The 15943-nt window shown below is 61.4% G+C and carries 12 protein-coding genes; 7 read left to right on the top strand and 5 right to left on the bottom strand.

From position 1 onward, the window contains the following. Positions 1-18: 18 nt before the first annotated feature. The 4 genes from hslU to priA all read right to left on the bottom strand — a co-directional run bounded on the left by hslU (position 19) and on the right by priA (position 4839). A complete protein-coding gene (gene hslU / locus AC22G1_RS18270) occupies positions 19-1353 on the bottom strand; it encodes an ATP-dependent protease ATPase subunit HslU (protein ID WP_487314615.1) in 1335 nt (444 codons plus the stop codon). Positions 1354-1356: 3 nt separating this feature from the next. Further along, the gene (gene hslV / locus AC22G1_RS18265) at positions 1357-1878 is read right to left on the bottom strand and encodes an ATP-dependent protease subunit HslV (protein WP_487314614.1); all 522 of its coding nucleotides are present in this window, start codon (positions 1876-1878) and stop codon (positions 1357-1359) included. Positions 1879-2013: 135 nt separating this feature from the next. Further along, positions 2014-2583: an SPOR domain-containing protein gene (locus tag AC22G1_RS18260; protein ID WP_487314613.1), complete on the bottom strand. Its 570-nt coding sequence runs from the start codon at positions 2581-2583 to the stop codon at positions 2014-2016. Positions 2584-2637: 54 nt separating this feature from the next. After that, positions 2638-4839: a primosomal protein N' gene (priA, locus tag AC22G1_RS18255; protein WP_487314612.1), complete on the bottom strand. Its 2202-nt coding sequence runs from the start codon at positions 4837-4839 to the stop codon at positions 2638-2640. A gap of 103 nt (positions 4840-4942) precedes the next feature. Here priA and rpmE point away from each other — a divergent pair, with 103 nt between their 5' ends. The 3 genes from rpmE (at position 4943) to AC22G1_RS18240 (ending at position 8378) form a co-directional block, all read left to right on the top strand. Further along, complete coding sequence (rpmE, locus tag AC22G1_RS18250) at positions 4943-5158, top strand: 50S ribosomal protein L31 (protein WP_050660171.1); 216 nt, start codon at positions 4943-4945, stop codon at positions 5156-5158. Positions 5159-5294: 136 nt separating this feature from the next. Beyond that, positions 5295-6536, top strand: a complete 1242-nt coding sequence (locus AC22G1_RS18245) for a malic enzyme-like NAD(P)-binding protein (RefSeq protein WP_487314611.1) — start codon at positions 5295-5297, stop codon at positions 6534-6536. A 291-nt stretch (positions 6537-6827) separates the two neighbouring features. Further along, positions 6828-8378, top strand: a complete 1551-nt coding sequence (locus tag AC22G1_RS18240; protein WP_487314610.1) for a S8 family serine peptidase — start codon at positions 6828-6830, stop codon at positions 8376-8378. 38 nt (positions 8379-8416) lie between these two features. On the opposite strand, the gene metJ is transcribed toward AC22G1_RS18240, so the two are convergent. Continuing rightward, entirely contained in the window at positions 8417-8737 is a 321-nt protein-coding gene (gene metJ / locus AC22G1_RS18235) for a met regulon transcriptional regulator MetJ (protein ID WP_050660174.1), read from the bottom strand. Positions 8738-8922: 185 nt separating this feature from the next. Here metJ and metB point away from each other — a divergent pair, with 185 nt between their 5' ends. The 4 genes from metB (at position 8923) to metF (ending at position 15800) form a co-directional block, all read left to right on the top strand. Beyond that, complete coding sequence (gene metB / locus AC22G1_RS18230) at positions 8923-10080, top strand: cystathionine gamma-synthase (RefSeq protein ID WP_487314609.1); 1158 nt, start codon at positions 8923-8925, stop codon at positions 10078-10080. Between the two features lie 7 nt (positions 10081-10087). Beyond that, entirely contained in the window at positions 10088-12289 is a 2202-nt protein-coding gene (locus AC22G1_RS18225) for an amino acid kinase family protein (protein ID WP_487314608.1), read from the top strand. A 154-nt stretch (positions 12290-12443) separates the two neighbouring features. Continuing rightward, positions 12444-14714, top strand: coding sequence for a 5-methyltetrahydropteroyltriglutamate--homocysteine S-methyltransferase (metE, locus tag AC22G1_RS18220; protein WP_487314607.1), 2271 nt, complete (start codon positions 12444-12446; stop codon positions 14712-14714). A gap of 183 nt (positions 14715-14897) precedes the next feature. Continuing rightward, positions 14898-15800, top strand: coding sequence for a methylenetetrahydrofolate reductase (metF, locus tag AC22G1_RS18215; RefSeq protein WP_487314606.1), 903 nt, complete (start codon positions 14898-14900; stop codon positions 15798-15800). The last annotated feature ends 143 nt before the right edge of the window (positions 15801-15943 follow it).

Raw genomic sequence — 15943 nt, 5'->3', positions numbered from 1 at the left:
CTTTTTTGTGCGCCGCGCTTAGAGGATAAAGCGGGACAGGTCTTCGTCTTCCACCAGCTTGCCCAGGTGCGATTGCACGTAGACTTCATCGATGGTGACGGTCTGGCCGTCGTGGTCGGCGGCGTCGAAGCTGATTTCTTCCATCAGCCGCTCCATCACGGTGTGCAGGCGCCTCGCGCCGATGTTCTCGGTGCGCTCGTTGACCTGCCAGGCCGCTTCGGCCAGCTTGTGGATGCCGTCTTCGGTGAACTCGAGGTTCACGCCCTCGGTGGCCATCAGCGCCTTGTATTGCTCGGTGAGGCTGGCTTTGGGCTCGGTGAGGATACGCACGAAGTCTTCGGCGGTCAGGGCGTCCAGCTCGACCCGGATCGGCAGGCGGCCCTGCAGCTCGGGGATGAGGTCGGACGGCTTGGCCATCTGGAACGCGCCGGAGGCGATAAACAGGATGTGATCGGTCTTGACCATGCCGTGTTTGGTGTTGACGGTGCTGCCTTCCACCAGCGGCAACAGATCGCGCTGCACACCCTCGCGGGATACGTCGGGGCCAGAAGTGTCGCCGCGCTTACAGATCTTGTCGATTTCGTCCAAGAAAACGATGCCGTTGTTCTCCACCGCCGCCAGGGCCTTTTCCTTAACCTCTTCGGGGTTTAGGAGCTTGGCCGCTTCTTCGTCGATGGCCAGCTTCAGGGCGTCTTTGACCTTGAGCTTCTTGCTCTGCTTGGTCTGGCCGCCACCGAGGTTTTGGAACATCGACTGGAGCTGGTTGGTCATGTCTTCCATGCCGGGAGGCGCCATGATCTGCATCTCCATTTGCGGCGCGGCCAAGTCGATGTCGATCTCTTTATCGTCCAGGCTGCCCTCGCGGAGCTTCTTGCGAAACACCTGGCGGGTGTGGCTGTCAGAATCGCTTTTCTCGGCCTCGCCCCACTGGTTCTTGGCGCGGGGAAGCAGGGCGTCGAGGATGCGCTCTTCGGCCGCTTCTTCGGCGCGCACCCGTACCTTCTTCATTTCCTGCTCGCGGGTCATCTTCATGGCCACGTCGGCAAGATCTCGGATGATCTGCTCCACTTCCTTGCCCACATAGCCCACCTCGGTGAACTTGGTGGCTTCCACCTTGATAAAGGGGGCGTTGGCCAGGCGTGCCAGGCGGCGGGCAATTTCGGTTTTACCAACCCCGGTGGGGCCGATCATCAGGATGTTCTTGGGGGTCACTTCATGGCGCAGCGCTTCGTCGAGCTGCATACGGCGCCAGCGGTTACGCAGGGCAATGGCCACAGAGCGTTTGGCACCGGCCTGGCCGATGATGTGGCGGTCAAGCTCGTGAACAATCTCGCGGGGGGTCATGGATGACATGCTTTACTCCAGGACTTCGATAGTTTGGTTGGTGTTGGTGAACACGCAGATCTCGCCGGCGATGGTCAGGCTTTTCTCGACGACGTCGCGGGCGCCAAGTTCGGTGTTGTTCAACAGCGCCTTGGCGGCGGCCTGGGCAAAGTTGCCGCCGGAGCCAATGGCGATGATGTCCTGCTCGGGCTGCACTACGTCACCGTTACCGGTAATGATGAAAGACTTTTCCTTGTCCGCCACTGCCAGCATCGCCTCAAGGCGGCGCAGGGCGCGGTCGGTACGCCAGTCCTTGGCCAGGGCCACGGCGGCGCGCTCCAGGTTGCCCTGGTGGGCCTGGAGCTTGGATTCGAAACGCTCTAAAAGGGTGAAGGCATCGGCGGTACCACCGGCAAAGCCGGCTAGCACCTGGCCGTTATGAAGACGATGCACTTTACGGGCATTACCCTTCATGACCGTATTGCCAAGGGAAACCTGGCCATCGCCGCCAAGGGCGACCTGGCCGTTGCGGCGAACGGATACGATTGTGGTCATGGGATCTCCTGAGACAAGGGCGCAGCAGGCGCCATTGGACATGAGATGCAAACTGGGGGCAGGGTGCGGCCTTTTCAAGGGCCGCTCAAAGATTAGATAGCCCCGTTCAGGTTGTGCCGGAACGGGCCCGGGCGCTTAGCGCCAGGGCCAGATGGCGCAGTGCGGGAAACCGGCCTTCTCGGCCTTGTGCTGCTGGTTCTGGGCGGCCCGTTTGCCGGGGTAGGGACCGAGGATCACCCGGTACCAGTCGCCGGTCTTGCGCACCTGAGCTTCCAGGCCCACAAAGGCGAGCTTGGCCTTTTGGGTTTCGGCCTGGTCGTACACCTTAAAGGAGCCGCACTGCATCTGATAGGGCTTGTCGTCCTTGGGCCTGTCCGGTACGTCGACTTCCACTTCCTTGTTTTTCAAGGTTTCGACGTAGCGCCACTCTTCCTTGGGCGGAGCGGGCAGGGTTTCTTTGGGCTTGGTGGCCGGTTTGGTGTCAACCGGCACCGAGGTGGCCTTCACCTCAACCTTGGCCGGCGGGTTGGCCGCCGCTGGGGTTGCCGGGCGCTTGGCCAGGTTCACCAGAAAATAGATAAAGCCCAGGGCACAGACGGCAAAAACCGCTATGGCTATCCAGGGGGTGCGGCGCGGCGGGGCGCTCTTTGGGTTGCTGCTGCGGCGCTTGGGGGCCGCATTGCGTACGTAATCTTTACGGGCCATCGCTAAGGGGGCTCTTAAATGGTCGGCTTATGCTGGACAAGGGGGCCTTGGAAATCAAGCACTGTCGATAGGGTCTAGGTCCAGAGTCCAGTTTGCCCGGCGGTGAGGCGGGTCTTCTTCGAGGTTTGCCAACAGCGGCGCCAGCCATTGACGCAAACCTTTCTTGTCCTGGTACTGAACCCAGAGCTGAAAACGAAACTTGCCGGCGCGCCGCTCCAAGGGGGCTGGCAGCGGCCCCAGCACCCAGCCACCCTCGGGAGCGCACTGTTGCAGGCGCTGGCCTATGGCTTCAAGGAGGCTTTGGGCGTCTTCGGCCTTGAGGGCGTCGCTGCGAAACAGTGCCTGGGCGCTGAACGGCGGCAGCAGGGTTTGGCGGCGCTCAACCAGGGCATTGGCGGCAAAGGCGCCATAGCCGTTGGTGAGCAGTTGGCTCAGTAGCGGGTGCTCGGGGTGGTGGCTTTGCAGCAGCAGGCGCCCGGGTTTGTCGGCGCGTCCGGCCCGGCCCGCCACCTGCACCACCAACTGGGCGAGGCGCTCGGCGGCGCGAAAATCTGAGGAATACAGCGCGCCGTCTACATCCAGCAGCACCACTAGGGTGACATCGGGAAAGTGGTGGCCCTTGGCCAGCATCTGGGTGCCTATCAAGAGTTGATACTGGCCCTGGCGGATGCCGGTGAGGGCCGATTCCAGGCTACCTTTGCGGCGGGTGGCGTCGCGGTCGATACGCACCGCCTTGTAACCTGGGAACAGCGCCGAGAGTTCGTTTTCCAGCTGCTCGGTACCGAGGCCCACCCCCACCAGTTGAGTGGAGCCGCAGCTGTGGCACTGGTGGGGCAGGGGCCGGTCAGAGCCGCAGTGGTGGCAGATAAGCCGTTGCCTGCCTTTATGCACAGTGGGGTAGGCGCTGCAGCGGTGGCAGTCGGCTATCCAGCCACATTCGTGGCACAAAAGGGTGGGAGCAAAGCCGCGGCGGTTTAAAAACACCAGCACCTGCTCGCCCCGGCCAAGGTGGGCCTTGATGGCGGCCAGCACCGGCGGTGACAGCCCGGCGGTCAGCGGCTGGTGCTTGATGTCGATAAGGTCAAAGCGCACCTGGCTGGCGTTACCGGCCCGTTCGTTTAACACCAGCTTCTGGTATTTGCCGGCTTCGCAATTGGCGAGGCTTTCCAGGGCCGGGGTGGCCGAGCCCAGCACCAGCGGCACTTTCTCAAGTTGCGCCCGTACCACCGCCAGATCGCGGCCGTGGTAGCGAAAGCCTTCCTGCTGTTTAAAGGAGGCGTCGTGTTCTTCATCAACGATGATAAGGCCCGGCCTTGCCAAGGGGGTGAACACGGCGCTGCGGGTACCGATGACAATGCCCAGCTCCCCATCCCTGGCCTGGCGCCACACCTTGAGCCGCTCGTTGTCGGTAAGCCCCGAGTGCAGCAGCGCCATGGGCACTTCAAAGCGCTTTTGAAAGCGGCGCAGGGTCTGGGGGGTAAGGCTGATCTCCGGCACCAGCACCAGCACCTGTTTACCGGCCTTGAGGGTTTCGCTCATGGCGCTGAGGTAAACCTCGGTCTTGCCCGAGCCGGTTACCCCTTCCAATAAAAAGGGCGCAAAGCCCTTGGCGGCGTTGATAGCGGTAATGGCCACCGCCTGCTCGCTGTTGGGGCGGGGGCCGGGGTTTACCAGCAGCGGGTTGTCCCAAAAGGGCGTGCCCTGCTGGCGCCGCTGCTCGCTTTGCACCAAGCCTTTGTCTTGCAGGGTGCGAAGGGTGGCGCGGTCAAAGGGCAGCTCGCCAAGCTCGTTGTCGGACAGCTCACCGCTTTGCAGCTGAGCCACCGCCGCCAGCTGTTTACTGGCGTTTTTGGCAAGGGCGCTGGTATCGGCGCCTGGGGCCAGTTGCCAGAACAGCTCGTCGCCGCTGGCAGGGGCGCCTTGGCGCAGCAGCACCGGCAGGGCTTGCTGCCAGGCGTCTCCTGGGCTGTGCAGGTAGTAATCGGCGGCCCAGCGCACCAGCTTATTAAGGGCCGGCGGCAGGATGGGCGCGCTGTCCAGCACCGCTTCAATGGGCTTTAATTTGTCCAGCGCTACCTGGGGGCTGACATTGCATTCGCCGACAATACCGATACGCCGGCCCTTGCCAAAGGGCACCCAGACCCGCATCCCCGGCACCGGTTTGAGTTCTGGCGGGCACAGGTAATCGAAGCCGCGCCGCAAGGGGGTGGCCAGGAAAACACGGATAACCGGAGGGGGGGATTGATTATTGAACAACTGATCCGCTATGATGCGCGCCTTCGAATTTTTGAACGTTAACACAATCGTGTGGTGTCTGGCACTGGACCAGATGGCGACACGGCCCACTGAGGGAATCCCCATGAAAGACGGTATCCATCCTAAGTACGTTGAAATTACCGCTACCTGCACCTGCGGTAACGTGATCAAAACCAAGTCCACCCTTGGTAAAGACATCAACCTGGACGTTTGCGGTGCTTGCCACCCTTTCTACACCGGTAAGCAGAAAGAAGTGAACACCGGTGGCCGTGTTGACAAGTTCAACAAGCGTTTCGCAGTACTGGGCGGCAAAAAATAAGCAGCCCCTTACTGAAAAAAGGCGCCTTCGGGCGCCTTTTTTTGTGGTCGGATATTTGAACCCTTGAAAACGTGCGACACTTCACAAAGCCTAATACCAAAGACCTATACCCCTACCCTACAAAAGTTGCCGCACTATGTCTGACTTTCGCGAAAGAGCCCTCAAGTACCATGCCGAGCCCACGCCCGGTAAAATCGCCATTGCCCTGACCACCGCCGCCGACACCGCCCAAGACCTGGCCCTGGCCTATTCTCCTGGTGTGGCCGAGCCGGTGCGGGAAATCGCCGCCGACCCGGACAACGCCTACAAGTACACCGCCAAGGGCAACCTGGTGGCGGTTATCTCCAACGGCACGGCCATTCTTGGCCTGGGCAACCTGGGGCCGCTGGCCTCCAAGCCGGTGATGGAAGGCAAGGCGCTGCTGTTTAAACGCTTCGCCAACCTCGATGCCATCGACATCGAAGTTAAACACCGCACCACCGAAGAATTCATCAACACCGTGGCGGCCATTGCCGACACCTTCGGCGGTATCAACCTTGAAGACATCAAGGCCCCCGAGTGTTTCGAGATTGAGCAGGCTCTCAAAGAACGTTGCTCGGTCCCGGTGTTCCACGACGACCAGCACGGCACCGCCATTGTCACCGCCGCCGGCATGCTCAACGCCCTTGAGATCCAAGGCAAGGACATCACCACCGCCAAGGTGGTGTGCATGGGCGCCGGCGCGGCCGCCGTGGCCTGCATGGAGCTGCTGATCACCTGTGGCGCCCAGCGCGAAAACATCTACATGCTGGACCGCAAAGGGGTTATCCACACCCGCCGTGACGATCTCAACGAGTACAAGCGCCAGTTCGCCAACAACACCGACAAGCGCACCCTCGAAGACGTTATCGAAGGCGCCGACGTCTTTGTGGGAGTTTCCGGCCCTGACGTATTGCCTGCCGATGCCCTGCGCCTGATGGCCGAAAACCCGGTGGTATTTGCCTGCTCCAACCCGGACCCGGAGATCAAACCCGAGCTGGCCCACCGCACCCGTGATGACCTCATCATGGCCACCGGCCGCTCCGACTACCCCAACCAGGTCAACAACGTGCTGTGCTTCCCCTTTATCTTCAGGGGCGCTCTGGACGTGCGGGCCACCGCCATCAACGACGAAATGAAAGTGGCGGCCGTGGAAGCCATCCGCAGCCTCACCAAGGAAGCAGTACCGGCCCAGGTGCTGGCCGCCGCCGGCGTTGAGAGCCTGAGCTTTGGCCGCCAGTACATCATTCCCAAGCCTATGGATCCGCGGCTGCTGCCTCGGGTTGCCCGGGCCGTGGCCCAGGCGGCGGTGGACAGCGGCGTTGCCCAAATCCCCCTGCCGGACGACTACATGCTGTAACTCGGAAAAAGGGCCTAGGCCCTTTTTCTTTATCCGCTGTTTGCCTGTGGCCATCGAAGACCCGGGCCCTCCTGTTACCGCCTTCTCAATAAGTTATTGATCAATTAGGTGTTGTCGATGCTCTGTGGCACTTGGCGGCAGGATTTTTGTAAGTTGTCAACTGGTTGAAAAACACCCTTCAGTGTCATGGTTTTGACGTCTTTGCCGCCCTGCCTTGGCTAGTTTTGGTTTGCCCGCTCGGGCCATCACTAAAACAGTTCAGAGAGGACAACCATGAAGAAAAGGACGCTGATGGCGACCTCCGCCACAACCTTGTTGGTACTTTCCACCCTCGGCAGTGCGGTGGCCGCTTCCCTGTCCGGGGGCGATCTCAGCCTCAAACCGGTGGATACCGACACCCGCTACATCATCAAATACAAGGCGCCCAATGCCCTGAGCAAAGATCCGGCCCTGGCGGCGGTAAGTGGCCCCATGGCCCAGGGTGCCTTTGACATTCAGGCGGCCGACAAGGTGCTGGCCAAGGCCGACGCCAAGGCCATCATGCACCTGAAAAAGGCCGGCCTGAGCGTGGCTGAGCTCAACCCCAAACAGCTGGCGCTGCTGAAAAAAGACCCTTCAGTGGAATACGTGGAGGTGGACCCTAAGCGCTACCTGATGGCCGAATCCCAGCCTTACGGCATCTCCATGGTGCAAGCCAACCAGGTGTCTGACAGCGCCATTGCCAACCGCAAGGTGTGCATCATCGACACCGGGTACGACTTGGGCCATGAAGACTTGCCAAGCTCCGGCATCACAGGTAACGACAACTACGGCGGCTACGACACCGGCAATTGGTACGAAGACGGTTACGGCCACGGCACCCACGTGGCGGGCACCATTACCGCCATCGGCAACAACGGTATTGGCGTGGTGGGGGTAAGCGGCTCGGGCAATATCGGCCTGCATATCGTCAAGGTGTTCAACAACAGCGGTAACTGGGCGTATGGCTCGGATCTGGTGGGCGCCATCTCCCAGTGTGAAAACGCCGGGGCAGACGTGATTAGCATGAGCCTGGGCGGGCCCGACTCCTCCACCTCTGAACGCAACGCCATGGACAGCGCCTACAGCGACGGGGTGCTTATCGTGGCGGCCGCCGGTAACGACGGCAACTCCAGCTTCTCTTACCCGGCCTCTTACAACAGCGTGATGTCGGTAGCGGCGGTAAACAGCAGCGGCAGCTGGGCGTCCTTCTCCCAGTACAACAGCCAGGTGGAGATAGCCGCCCCCGGGGTTAATGTGTTGTCTACCGTCCCCGGTGACGGCTATGCCTACTACTCCGGCACCTCCATGGCCACGCCCCATGTGTCAGGGGTCGCGGCGCTGGTGTGGAGCCTGCACACCCAATGTACCGCCGCCCAGATCCGCTCGGCCCTGGACGCTACCGCACTGGACCAAGGCGCCAGCGGCCGTGACAACTACTACGGCTACGGTATCGTCAAGGCCAAGGCCGCCCACGATTACCTCACCGCCAACGGTTGTAGCGGCGGCACCACCCCTCCGGGCGGCGGCAATAGTGGCAGCGTCTCCAACCTGTCGGCCTCCACCGGCAACTGGAACTACCAAAGCGTGAGCATCCCCTCAGGGACCAGCACCCTCACCGTGACCATCAGCGGTGGCAGTGGTGATGCGGATCTCTACACCCGCTTTGGTGCCCAGCCCACCACCAGCAGCTGGAGTTGCCGCCCCTATCTCAACGGCAACAACGAGACCTGCACCATCAGCAACCCCAGCGCCGGTACCTGGTACCTGGGGGTGCGGGCCTATAGCAGTTATTCCGGGGTGACTCTGTCTTGGAGTTACTGAGGCGGGAATGAAAAACGCGGCCTGTTGGCCGCGTTTTTTTATTCTTCGTAAAGGTCCGGTATTTCCAGGCCCAGCTCTTTCATTATCTGCTTGGCACTCTCGGGAATATCGTCTGGGCGGTCTTTGCGCAGGTCTTCGTCACCGGGCAGGGGCTGGCCGGTAAAGGCGTGCAGGAAGGCTTCACACAGCAACTCCGAGTTGGTGGCGTGGCGCAGGTTGTTAACCTGGCGGCGGGTACGCTCGTCGGTGAGGATTTTCAGAACCTTCAGCGGGATGGAGACGGTGATCTTTTTAACCTGTTCGTTTTTCTTGCCGTGCTCGGCGTAGGGGCTGATGTAGTCGCCGTTCCATTGAGCCATGTGAGTGCCTTAGACCTTTTATTTTATTGCGCAAATTGTACCCCCTTGGTGGGGACAGTCAATCTCGGCCATTTTGGACGTCTAAACATCTTGACGCCCAGAGATGCAAACGGCTACCCTATGGTCACGGTGAGCACCCATTCACCGCTCAGCACCCCAATTCAGAACACCTCGAGGTAACCCGGATGAGTATTCGCCAAAGCACCACTGCCGTTCGTTCAGGCCTGGAGTCTGACCAGCAGCACAACTCGGTGGTGCCGCCGCTGTATCTCTCCACCAACTACACCTTCGAGGATTTTCGCACCCCCGGTAGCTACGATTACAGCCGCTCCAACAACCCCAGCCGCGACCTGCTGGCCGACGCCATCTGTAAGCTCGAAGGCGGCGCCCGGGCGGTGGTGACCGCCACCGGCATGGGGGCTGTGACAGTGGCGCTGCAACTGTTGTCGGCGGGCGACACCCTGGTGGTGCCCCACGACTGTTACGGCGGCTCCTGGCGCCTGTTCAACGCCTGGGCCAAGAAGGGTGCCTTTAACCTCATTACCATCGACCAGGCCGACCCTAAAGCCCTGGCCGATGCCCTGGCCAAAAAGCCCAAGCTGGTGTGGGTGGAAACTCCCTCCAACCCGCTGCTGCGGGTGGTGGACGTAGCCGCCATTTGCGAGGCGTCCCACGCCGTGGGCGCGCGGGTGCTGGTGGACAACACCTTCTTGTCGCCCATCGGCCAAAGCCCCTTGGCGTTGGGTGCCGACTTGGTGCTGCACTCCACCACCAAGTACATCAACGGCCACTCCGATGTGGTGGGTGGCGCTTTGGTGGCCAAAGACAAGGCCCTGGGCGACGAGCTGGCCTGGTGGGCCAACTGCATCGGCGTAACCGGCTCGGCTTTTGATTCTTACCTGACCCTGCGCGGCATCCGCACCCTGGCGGCGCGGTTTCGCATTCACGAAGAAAATGCCCAAAAGCTAACTGCCTGGCTGGCGCAAAAACCGGAGGTGTCGGTGGTGCACTACCCGGGCCTTGCCAGCCACCCCGGCCATGAGCTGGCCAAACGCCAGCAAAAGAGCTTTGGTGCCATGTTCAGCATCGAGCTCAATGTCAGCCTCGACACCCTGGGCAACTTTGTTTCACGGCTCAAACTGTTCAGCCTGGCCGAGTCTCTTGGCGGGGTAGAGAGCCTGGTGGCGGTGCCTGCCACCATGACCCATGCGGCCATGACCGCCGAAGCCCGCAAGGAAGCCGGCCTTAACGACGGTTTGCTGCGCTTTTCCGTGGGCATTGAAGATGCCGACGATCTGATTGACGACCTGGCTCAGGCCTGGCCTGCCCTCAAAGAAGGTTAACAGCGGTATGCGACACATTCATAAGTTCGGTGGCTCCAGCCTGGCTGATGCCGATTGTTACCTCAAAGTGGCGGCGCTGGTGCGCCGTCATTGTCAAAAGGGCGATGTGGTGGTGGTGTCTGCGTCTGGCGATACCACCGATCACCTGCTGGCCCTGACCCTCGACTCCCTGCCGGCCCTCAAGGCCCAGCAACAGGCCTTGTTCAAGGGCATTGAAGGGGTCGATAAAGTGGCCCAGCTCTCGGCGGCCCTCGGCGCCGATCTTGCCGCCATCGAGCAGGCCCTGACCGATGGCATCACCAACAGCGACTGGTTGGTGTCCTTTGGGGAGATTTGGTCGGCCCGCCTGCTGGCGGCGCTGCTGGATGCCCGTTTCCTGGACGCCCGTGATTTCCTGGTGATTGAGAACGGCCAGGTTCAGCCCCAAAGCCGCGAGCGCCTGCAGGCCATTGCCAGCGACGAGCTGACCATCGTTACCGGCTTTATTGGCGCCGATGCTCAAGGCGAAACTCGCACCCTGGGCCGTAACGGCTCTGACTACAGCGCCACCTTGGTGGCAAGCTTTTTAGAAGCGGCGTCGGTGACCATCTGGACCGACGTCTCCGGCATCTACACCGCCGACCCCCGCAAATTGGAAGGCGCCTACACCCAAAATCACCTGGCCGGTAAGGTAGCCACTGAGCTTGCCCGCCTCGGCTCGCCGGTGCTGCATCCTCGCACCTTGGGGCCGCTTGATCTTACCCGCCAACAGCTCATCATCCGCTGCACCTTCGCCCCAGACGAAGGCGGCACCCGCATCAGTACCGAGCGCGCTAACAAGAACCTGGCCAGTCTCACCTGGCGGGGCGATGTGTACCGCTGTCACGCCGCAGAGGCCAGCTGCGACATTCGCGCCCAGGCCTATGCCGAGGAAGAGGGCGGCGCCATCCTCTACCTGCCCTTCGCCTTTGGCGAGCAGGCCGAGAAGCTGACCCTGCTGGCCCTGGTGGGTCAGGGCCTTGATTGGCAAAGCCCTGCTGGCCAGGCGCTAGCCAACGTGGCCCAGCAAGGGGGCCTGGTGCATCAGGCCAAGGGCCCTGAAGGGCTGTCACTTATCGCCTTTGTACGGGAATTGCCGGCCAAATCGCTGCTGGCTCGCCTGCACGACCAACTCTTTGCCGTGGGCGTGGTGGTGCTGGGGGTAGGGAATATCGGCGGCTGCTGGCTGGACGGCTTTGCGCCGCGCCTCAAAGACCGGCTGCGCCTCTATGGCCTGGCCAACTCCAAAAAGCAGCTGTTCTCTCTTAACGGCATCAAGCCGGCCAACTGGCGGGACGAGTTTGCCAAAGGCGGCGAGCCGCGTTTTGAAGGCGACCTGCTGGAGGCCTTTAAAAAGGCGCCCTTTGCTCACTTGTTGCTGCTGGATCTCACTGCCTCCAAGGCGGTGGCCGACCAGTACCCTAAATTCCTCAACGCCGGTGTGCATCTGGTCAGCGCCAACAAGCAGGCCGGCTCCGCGCCTCTGGGTGAATACGACCGCTTGCACGTGACCCTTCGCCAAAGCGGGCGGCGCTGGTTCTACAACACCACGGTCGGTGCCGGTTTGCCGGTACAGGCTGCCATTCGCGACCTCTTGGGCTGCGGCGACGATCTCGAAGGGGTTGGCGGCGTGTTCTCCGGCACCCTGTGCTGGCTGTTCCAAAACTTCGACGGCACCAAGCCGTTCTCACAGTTGGTAAAAGAAGCCCATGCCAAGGGCTTTACCGAGCCTGACCCCCGTGACGACCTCAACGGCCTGGACGCCGCCCGCAAGCTGCTGATTTTGGCCCGCGAAGCCGGCTGGCGCCTGGAGCTGGATAACATCCACATCGACAACTTGGTGCCAGAGCACCTGCGCGACATCAGCCGCGACGAGTTCTTCGCTCGCCTCGATGAGCTGGACCAGCCGCTCTTGGCCGCCCTTAACCAGGCCAAGGCCAAAGGTAAGCTGCTGCGCTACGTGGGTAACCTGCGCCAGGAAGAAGACGGCTTTCGTGCCACAGTCGGCCTTGAGACCCTGGATGCCACCCATCCCTTTGCCAACCTCACCGCTGGCGACAACATTTTTGCCATCCAGAGCCGCTATTACCGGGAGAACCCGCTCATTATCCGCGGCCCCGGCGCTGGCCCCCATGTCACCGCCGCTGGGGTGCAATCGGACGTGATCCAGCTGCTCTCCTGGCTTGCCTGAATATAAGTGATTGATAAAACCCGCCTTTTGGCGGGTTTTTTTATGGGGTTTTTTCAGCGATCGCCTTGATCTTCAGAAAAAGATCTCTATGATGGCCGTTTAGACGGCTAAACATCCATAGATCTAAACATCCAGAAATCCAAGGAAGACAATCATGGCTCTTACCCACTCTCTCGGTTTTCCACGCGTCGGCCGCCGCCGCGAACTCAAATTTGCCCTCGAGGCCTACTGGTCTGGTGACAGCAGCGAAGGTGAGCTGCGCGATCTCGCCGCCCAGGTACGCCATTACAACTGGGGCGTGCAGCAAGGCCTGGACTTCGTTCCCGCCGGTGACTTCACCCTCTATGACCATGTGCTGGACACCGCCGTGCGCCTGGGCGCCGTGCCCGAGCGCTTCAAGGCCGATGAGCCGGCCATCACCACCTACTTCCGCCAGGCCCGTGGCCGCGCCCCCGGTGGCCAGGACGTACCGGCCCTGGAGATGACCAAGTGGTTCAACACCAACTACCACTACCTGGTGCCGGAGCTGGCCGACGACCAGCAGTTCAGCCTCAATGTCGACGAGCAGCTGGCACAAATCCGCGAAGCCCGCGCTGCTGGCCACAAGGTCAAGCCGGTGCTGGTGGGGCCTGTCACCTTTTTGTACCTGTCCAAGCAGCGCGAAGGGGCAGACCAGCGCCTGAGCCACCTGCCCAAGCTCATCAACGCCTACAGCCAGTGGCTGGACAAGCTGGCCGCCGAAGGCATCGAATGGGTGCAGATTGACGAGCCGCTGCTGGTCACCGACCTCTCAAGCGACTGGCAACAAGCGCTGCAAACCGCCTACCAGGCCCTGAGCGAAGCGCCAGTGAAAATCCTGCTGGCCAGCTACTTCGGCACCCTTGGCAATAACCTGGCCCTGGCCACCAGCCTGCCGGTGGCGGGGCTGCATATCGACGCCGTGGCCGGCCGCGCCCAACTGGCTGTGGTAGACAATGCCTGGCCTGAGGACAAAGTGCTGTCGGTGGGGATCGTCAATGGCCGTAACGTCTGGCGCACCGACCTTCGCGCCGCCGTTGGCAGCCTCAAGGCCATTGGCGAGCGCCGTGGCAACCAACTGTGGGTGGCGCCAAGCTGCTCCTTGCTGCACAGCCCCGTAGACTTGGCCCAGGAAGATCAGCTGGATGACGAGCTGAAATCCTGGCTGGCCTTCGGGGTGCAAAAAGTCGAAGAAGTGCAGCTGATTGCCAAGGCCCTTAACGAAGGGGAGGGCGCCATCAGCGACGCCCTGGCCGCCTCTGACGCTGCCGCTGCCGCCCGTAAGTCTTCCAAGCGCATCCACAGCGACGCCGTTGCCAAGCGGGTTGCCGCCATTACCGGTAATGACAGCCAGCGCCACAGCGCCTTTAGTGACCGTATCGCCAAGCAGCGCGAATACCTCAAATTGCCTGCCTACCCCACCACCACCATCGGTTCTTTCCCCCAGACCCCCACCATCCGTGGCCTGCGCCGCGACTGGCGGGCCGGGCGCCTGAGTGAGCCGCAATACCGCGAGGCCATCTCCAAGGAGATTGAAGCGGTTATTCGCGAGCAAGAAGCCCTGGGCTTGGACGTGCTGGTACACGGCGAAGCCGAGCGTAACGACATGGTGGAGTACTTCGGTGAGCTGCTGGGCGGCTTTGCCTTCACCCGCTTTGGCTGGGTGCAAAGCTATGGCTCGCGCTGCGTCAAGCCGCCCATCATCTTCGGGGATGTCAGCCGCGCCCAAGCCATGACGGTCGAGTGGGCCGCCTTTGCCCAGACCCTGACCGACAAGCCGGTCAAAGGCATGCTCACCGGCCCGGTGACCATCCTCGGTTGGTCCTTCCCCCGCGACGATATCGAGCTCAAGACCATCGCCCAGCAAATTGCCCTGGCGCTGCGCGATGAAGTAGTGGACCTGGAGCAAGCCGGTATCAAGGTGATTCAAATCGACGAGCCGGCCTTTCGCGAGCTGCTGCCGCTGAAATTGGCCGAGCAAAGCGCCTATTTCGACTGGGCGGTGGAGGCGTTTCGCCTGTCGGCGGCCGGGGTGGCGGACGACACCCAAATTCACACCCACATGTGCTATTCGGAGTTCAACGCCATCATCGATGCCATTGCCGCCCTGGATGCTGACGTGATCACCATCGAGACTTCCCGCAGTGCCAACGAGCTGCTGGATGTGTTCCGCGAATACGCCTACCCCAACGAGATTGGCCCTGGCGTGTACGACATCCACAGCCCCCGTATTCCGTCGGTGGACGAGATGGCCAAGCTTATCCAGCGCGCCGAGGCCTACATTCCGGCCGAGCGGATCTGGGTGAACCCCGATTGCGGCCTCAAGACCCGCCGCTGGGAAGAGGTGCGCCCGGCCCTTAAAAACATGGTGGACGCTGCCAAGCAGCTGCGTGAGCAAACCGCCTGAGGCTAAGGCTCCCCTGGTAAAGCCCGCCTTTTGGCGGGCTTTTTCGTGACGCGGCAGGGGTGATTGGCGACTTTTTTAGCGCTTTTTGTAATTTGCGCTTGCTTTAGCCGTCTAAACGTCTAACATGGCCATTTAGACGTCTAAACATATAAATGGCTGATAAGCGAACCCGAAGGAGCCACCATGTCACTGTCCCACGCACAACACCTGGAACTGCTGAACCAGAGCGTCGGCGAACTCAAAAACGACATTCAGGTGTCCTTCGAGTTCTTCCCCCCCGGCACTGAAAAGGCCGAGGCCAGCCTGTGGGAAGCCCTGGATCGCCTGGCGCCGCTGGCGCCGCGCTTTGTGTCAGTGACTTACGGCCACACCGAAGAAGGCCGGGTTCGCACCCATAACGTCATCAAACACATTCGTGAGCGCACCGGCCTGACCGCGGCGCCGCACCTGACCTGCATCGACACCCCGGAAGCCGAGCTTCGCCAAATTGCCCGTGATTACTGGCAAAGCGGTATCCGCCATATCGTGGCGCTGCGCGGTGACAAACAGCCGGGCCGCCAGTACACCAACTACTACGCCTCCGATCTGGTGCGCATTCTGCGTGAAGAAGGGGATTTTGATATCTCCGTTGCCGCCTACCCGGAAGTGCACCCCGAGGCCAAAAGCGCCCAGGCCGATCTGCTGGCGCTGAAGAAAAAAGTGGAAGCCGGTGCCAACCGCGCCATCACCCAGTTCTTCTTCGACGTGGAAAGCTACCTGCGTTTTCGTGACCGCTGCGTCAGCGCCGGTATCGACGTGGAAATCGTGCCCGGCATTCTGCCGGTCAGTAACTTCGAAACCCTGAAACGCTTTGCCGGGCTGACCAACGTGGCGGTACCCAACTGGCTGGCCCAGCGCTTTGACGGCCTGGAAAACGACCCTACCACCCGCTCTTTGGTAGGGGCGTCTATCGCTATCGATCAGGTACGGGTATTGCGCAAGGAAGGGGTGAAAGAGTTTCACTTCTACACCCTTAACCGCGCCGAGCAGAGCTATGCCATCTGCCACACCCTTGGGGTGCGGCCGCAACTGGCCAAAGCAAGCTAAACCACAAGCCGGCGCCCGCCGGCTTTTTTGTGACTGTGATCAGCTCTTACCGAATAGATACTCAGGCGTCGCGGCCAAGCGCCACTTTGGCACGATAAACGGGAAAAGTGTTAAAGCGCCCCGTGGTCTGAACGTGTATGGTC

The sequence above is a fragment of the Gallaecimonas zhanjiangensis genome, assembly GCF_057624825.1.
The sequence above is the reverse complement of the archived record's forward strand: the minus strand, read 5'-3'. Positions and strand labels throughout refer to the sequence as shown.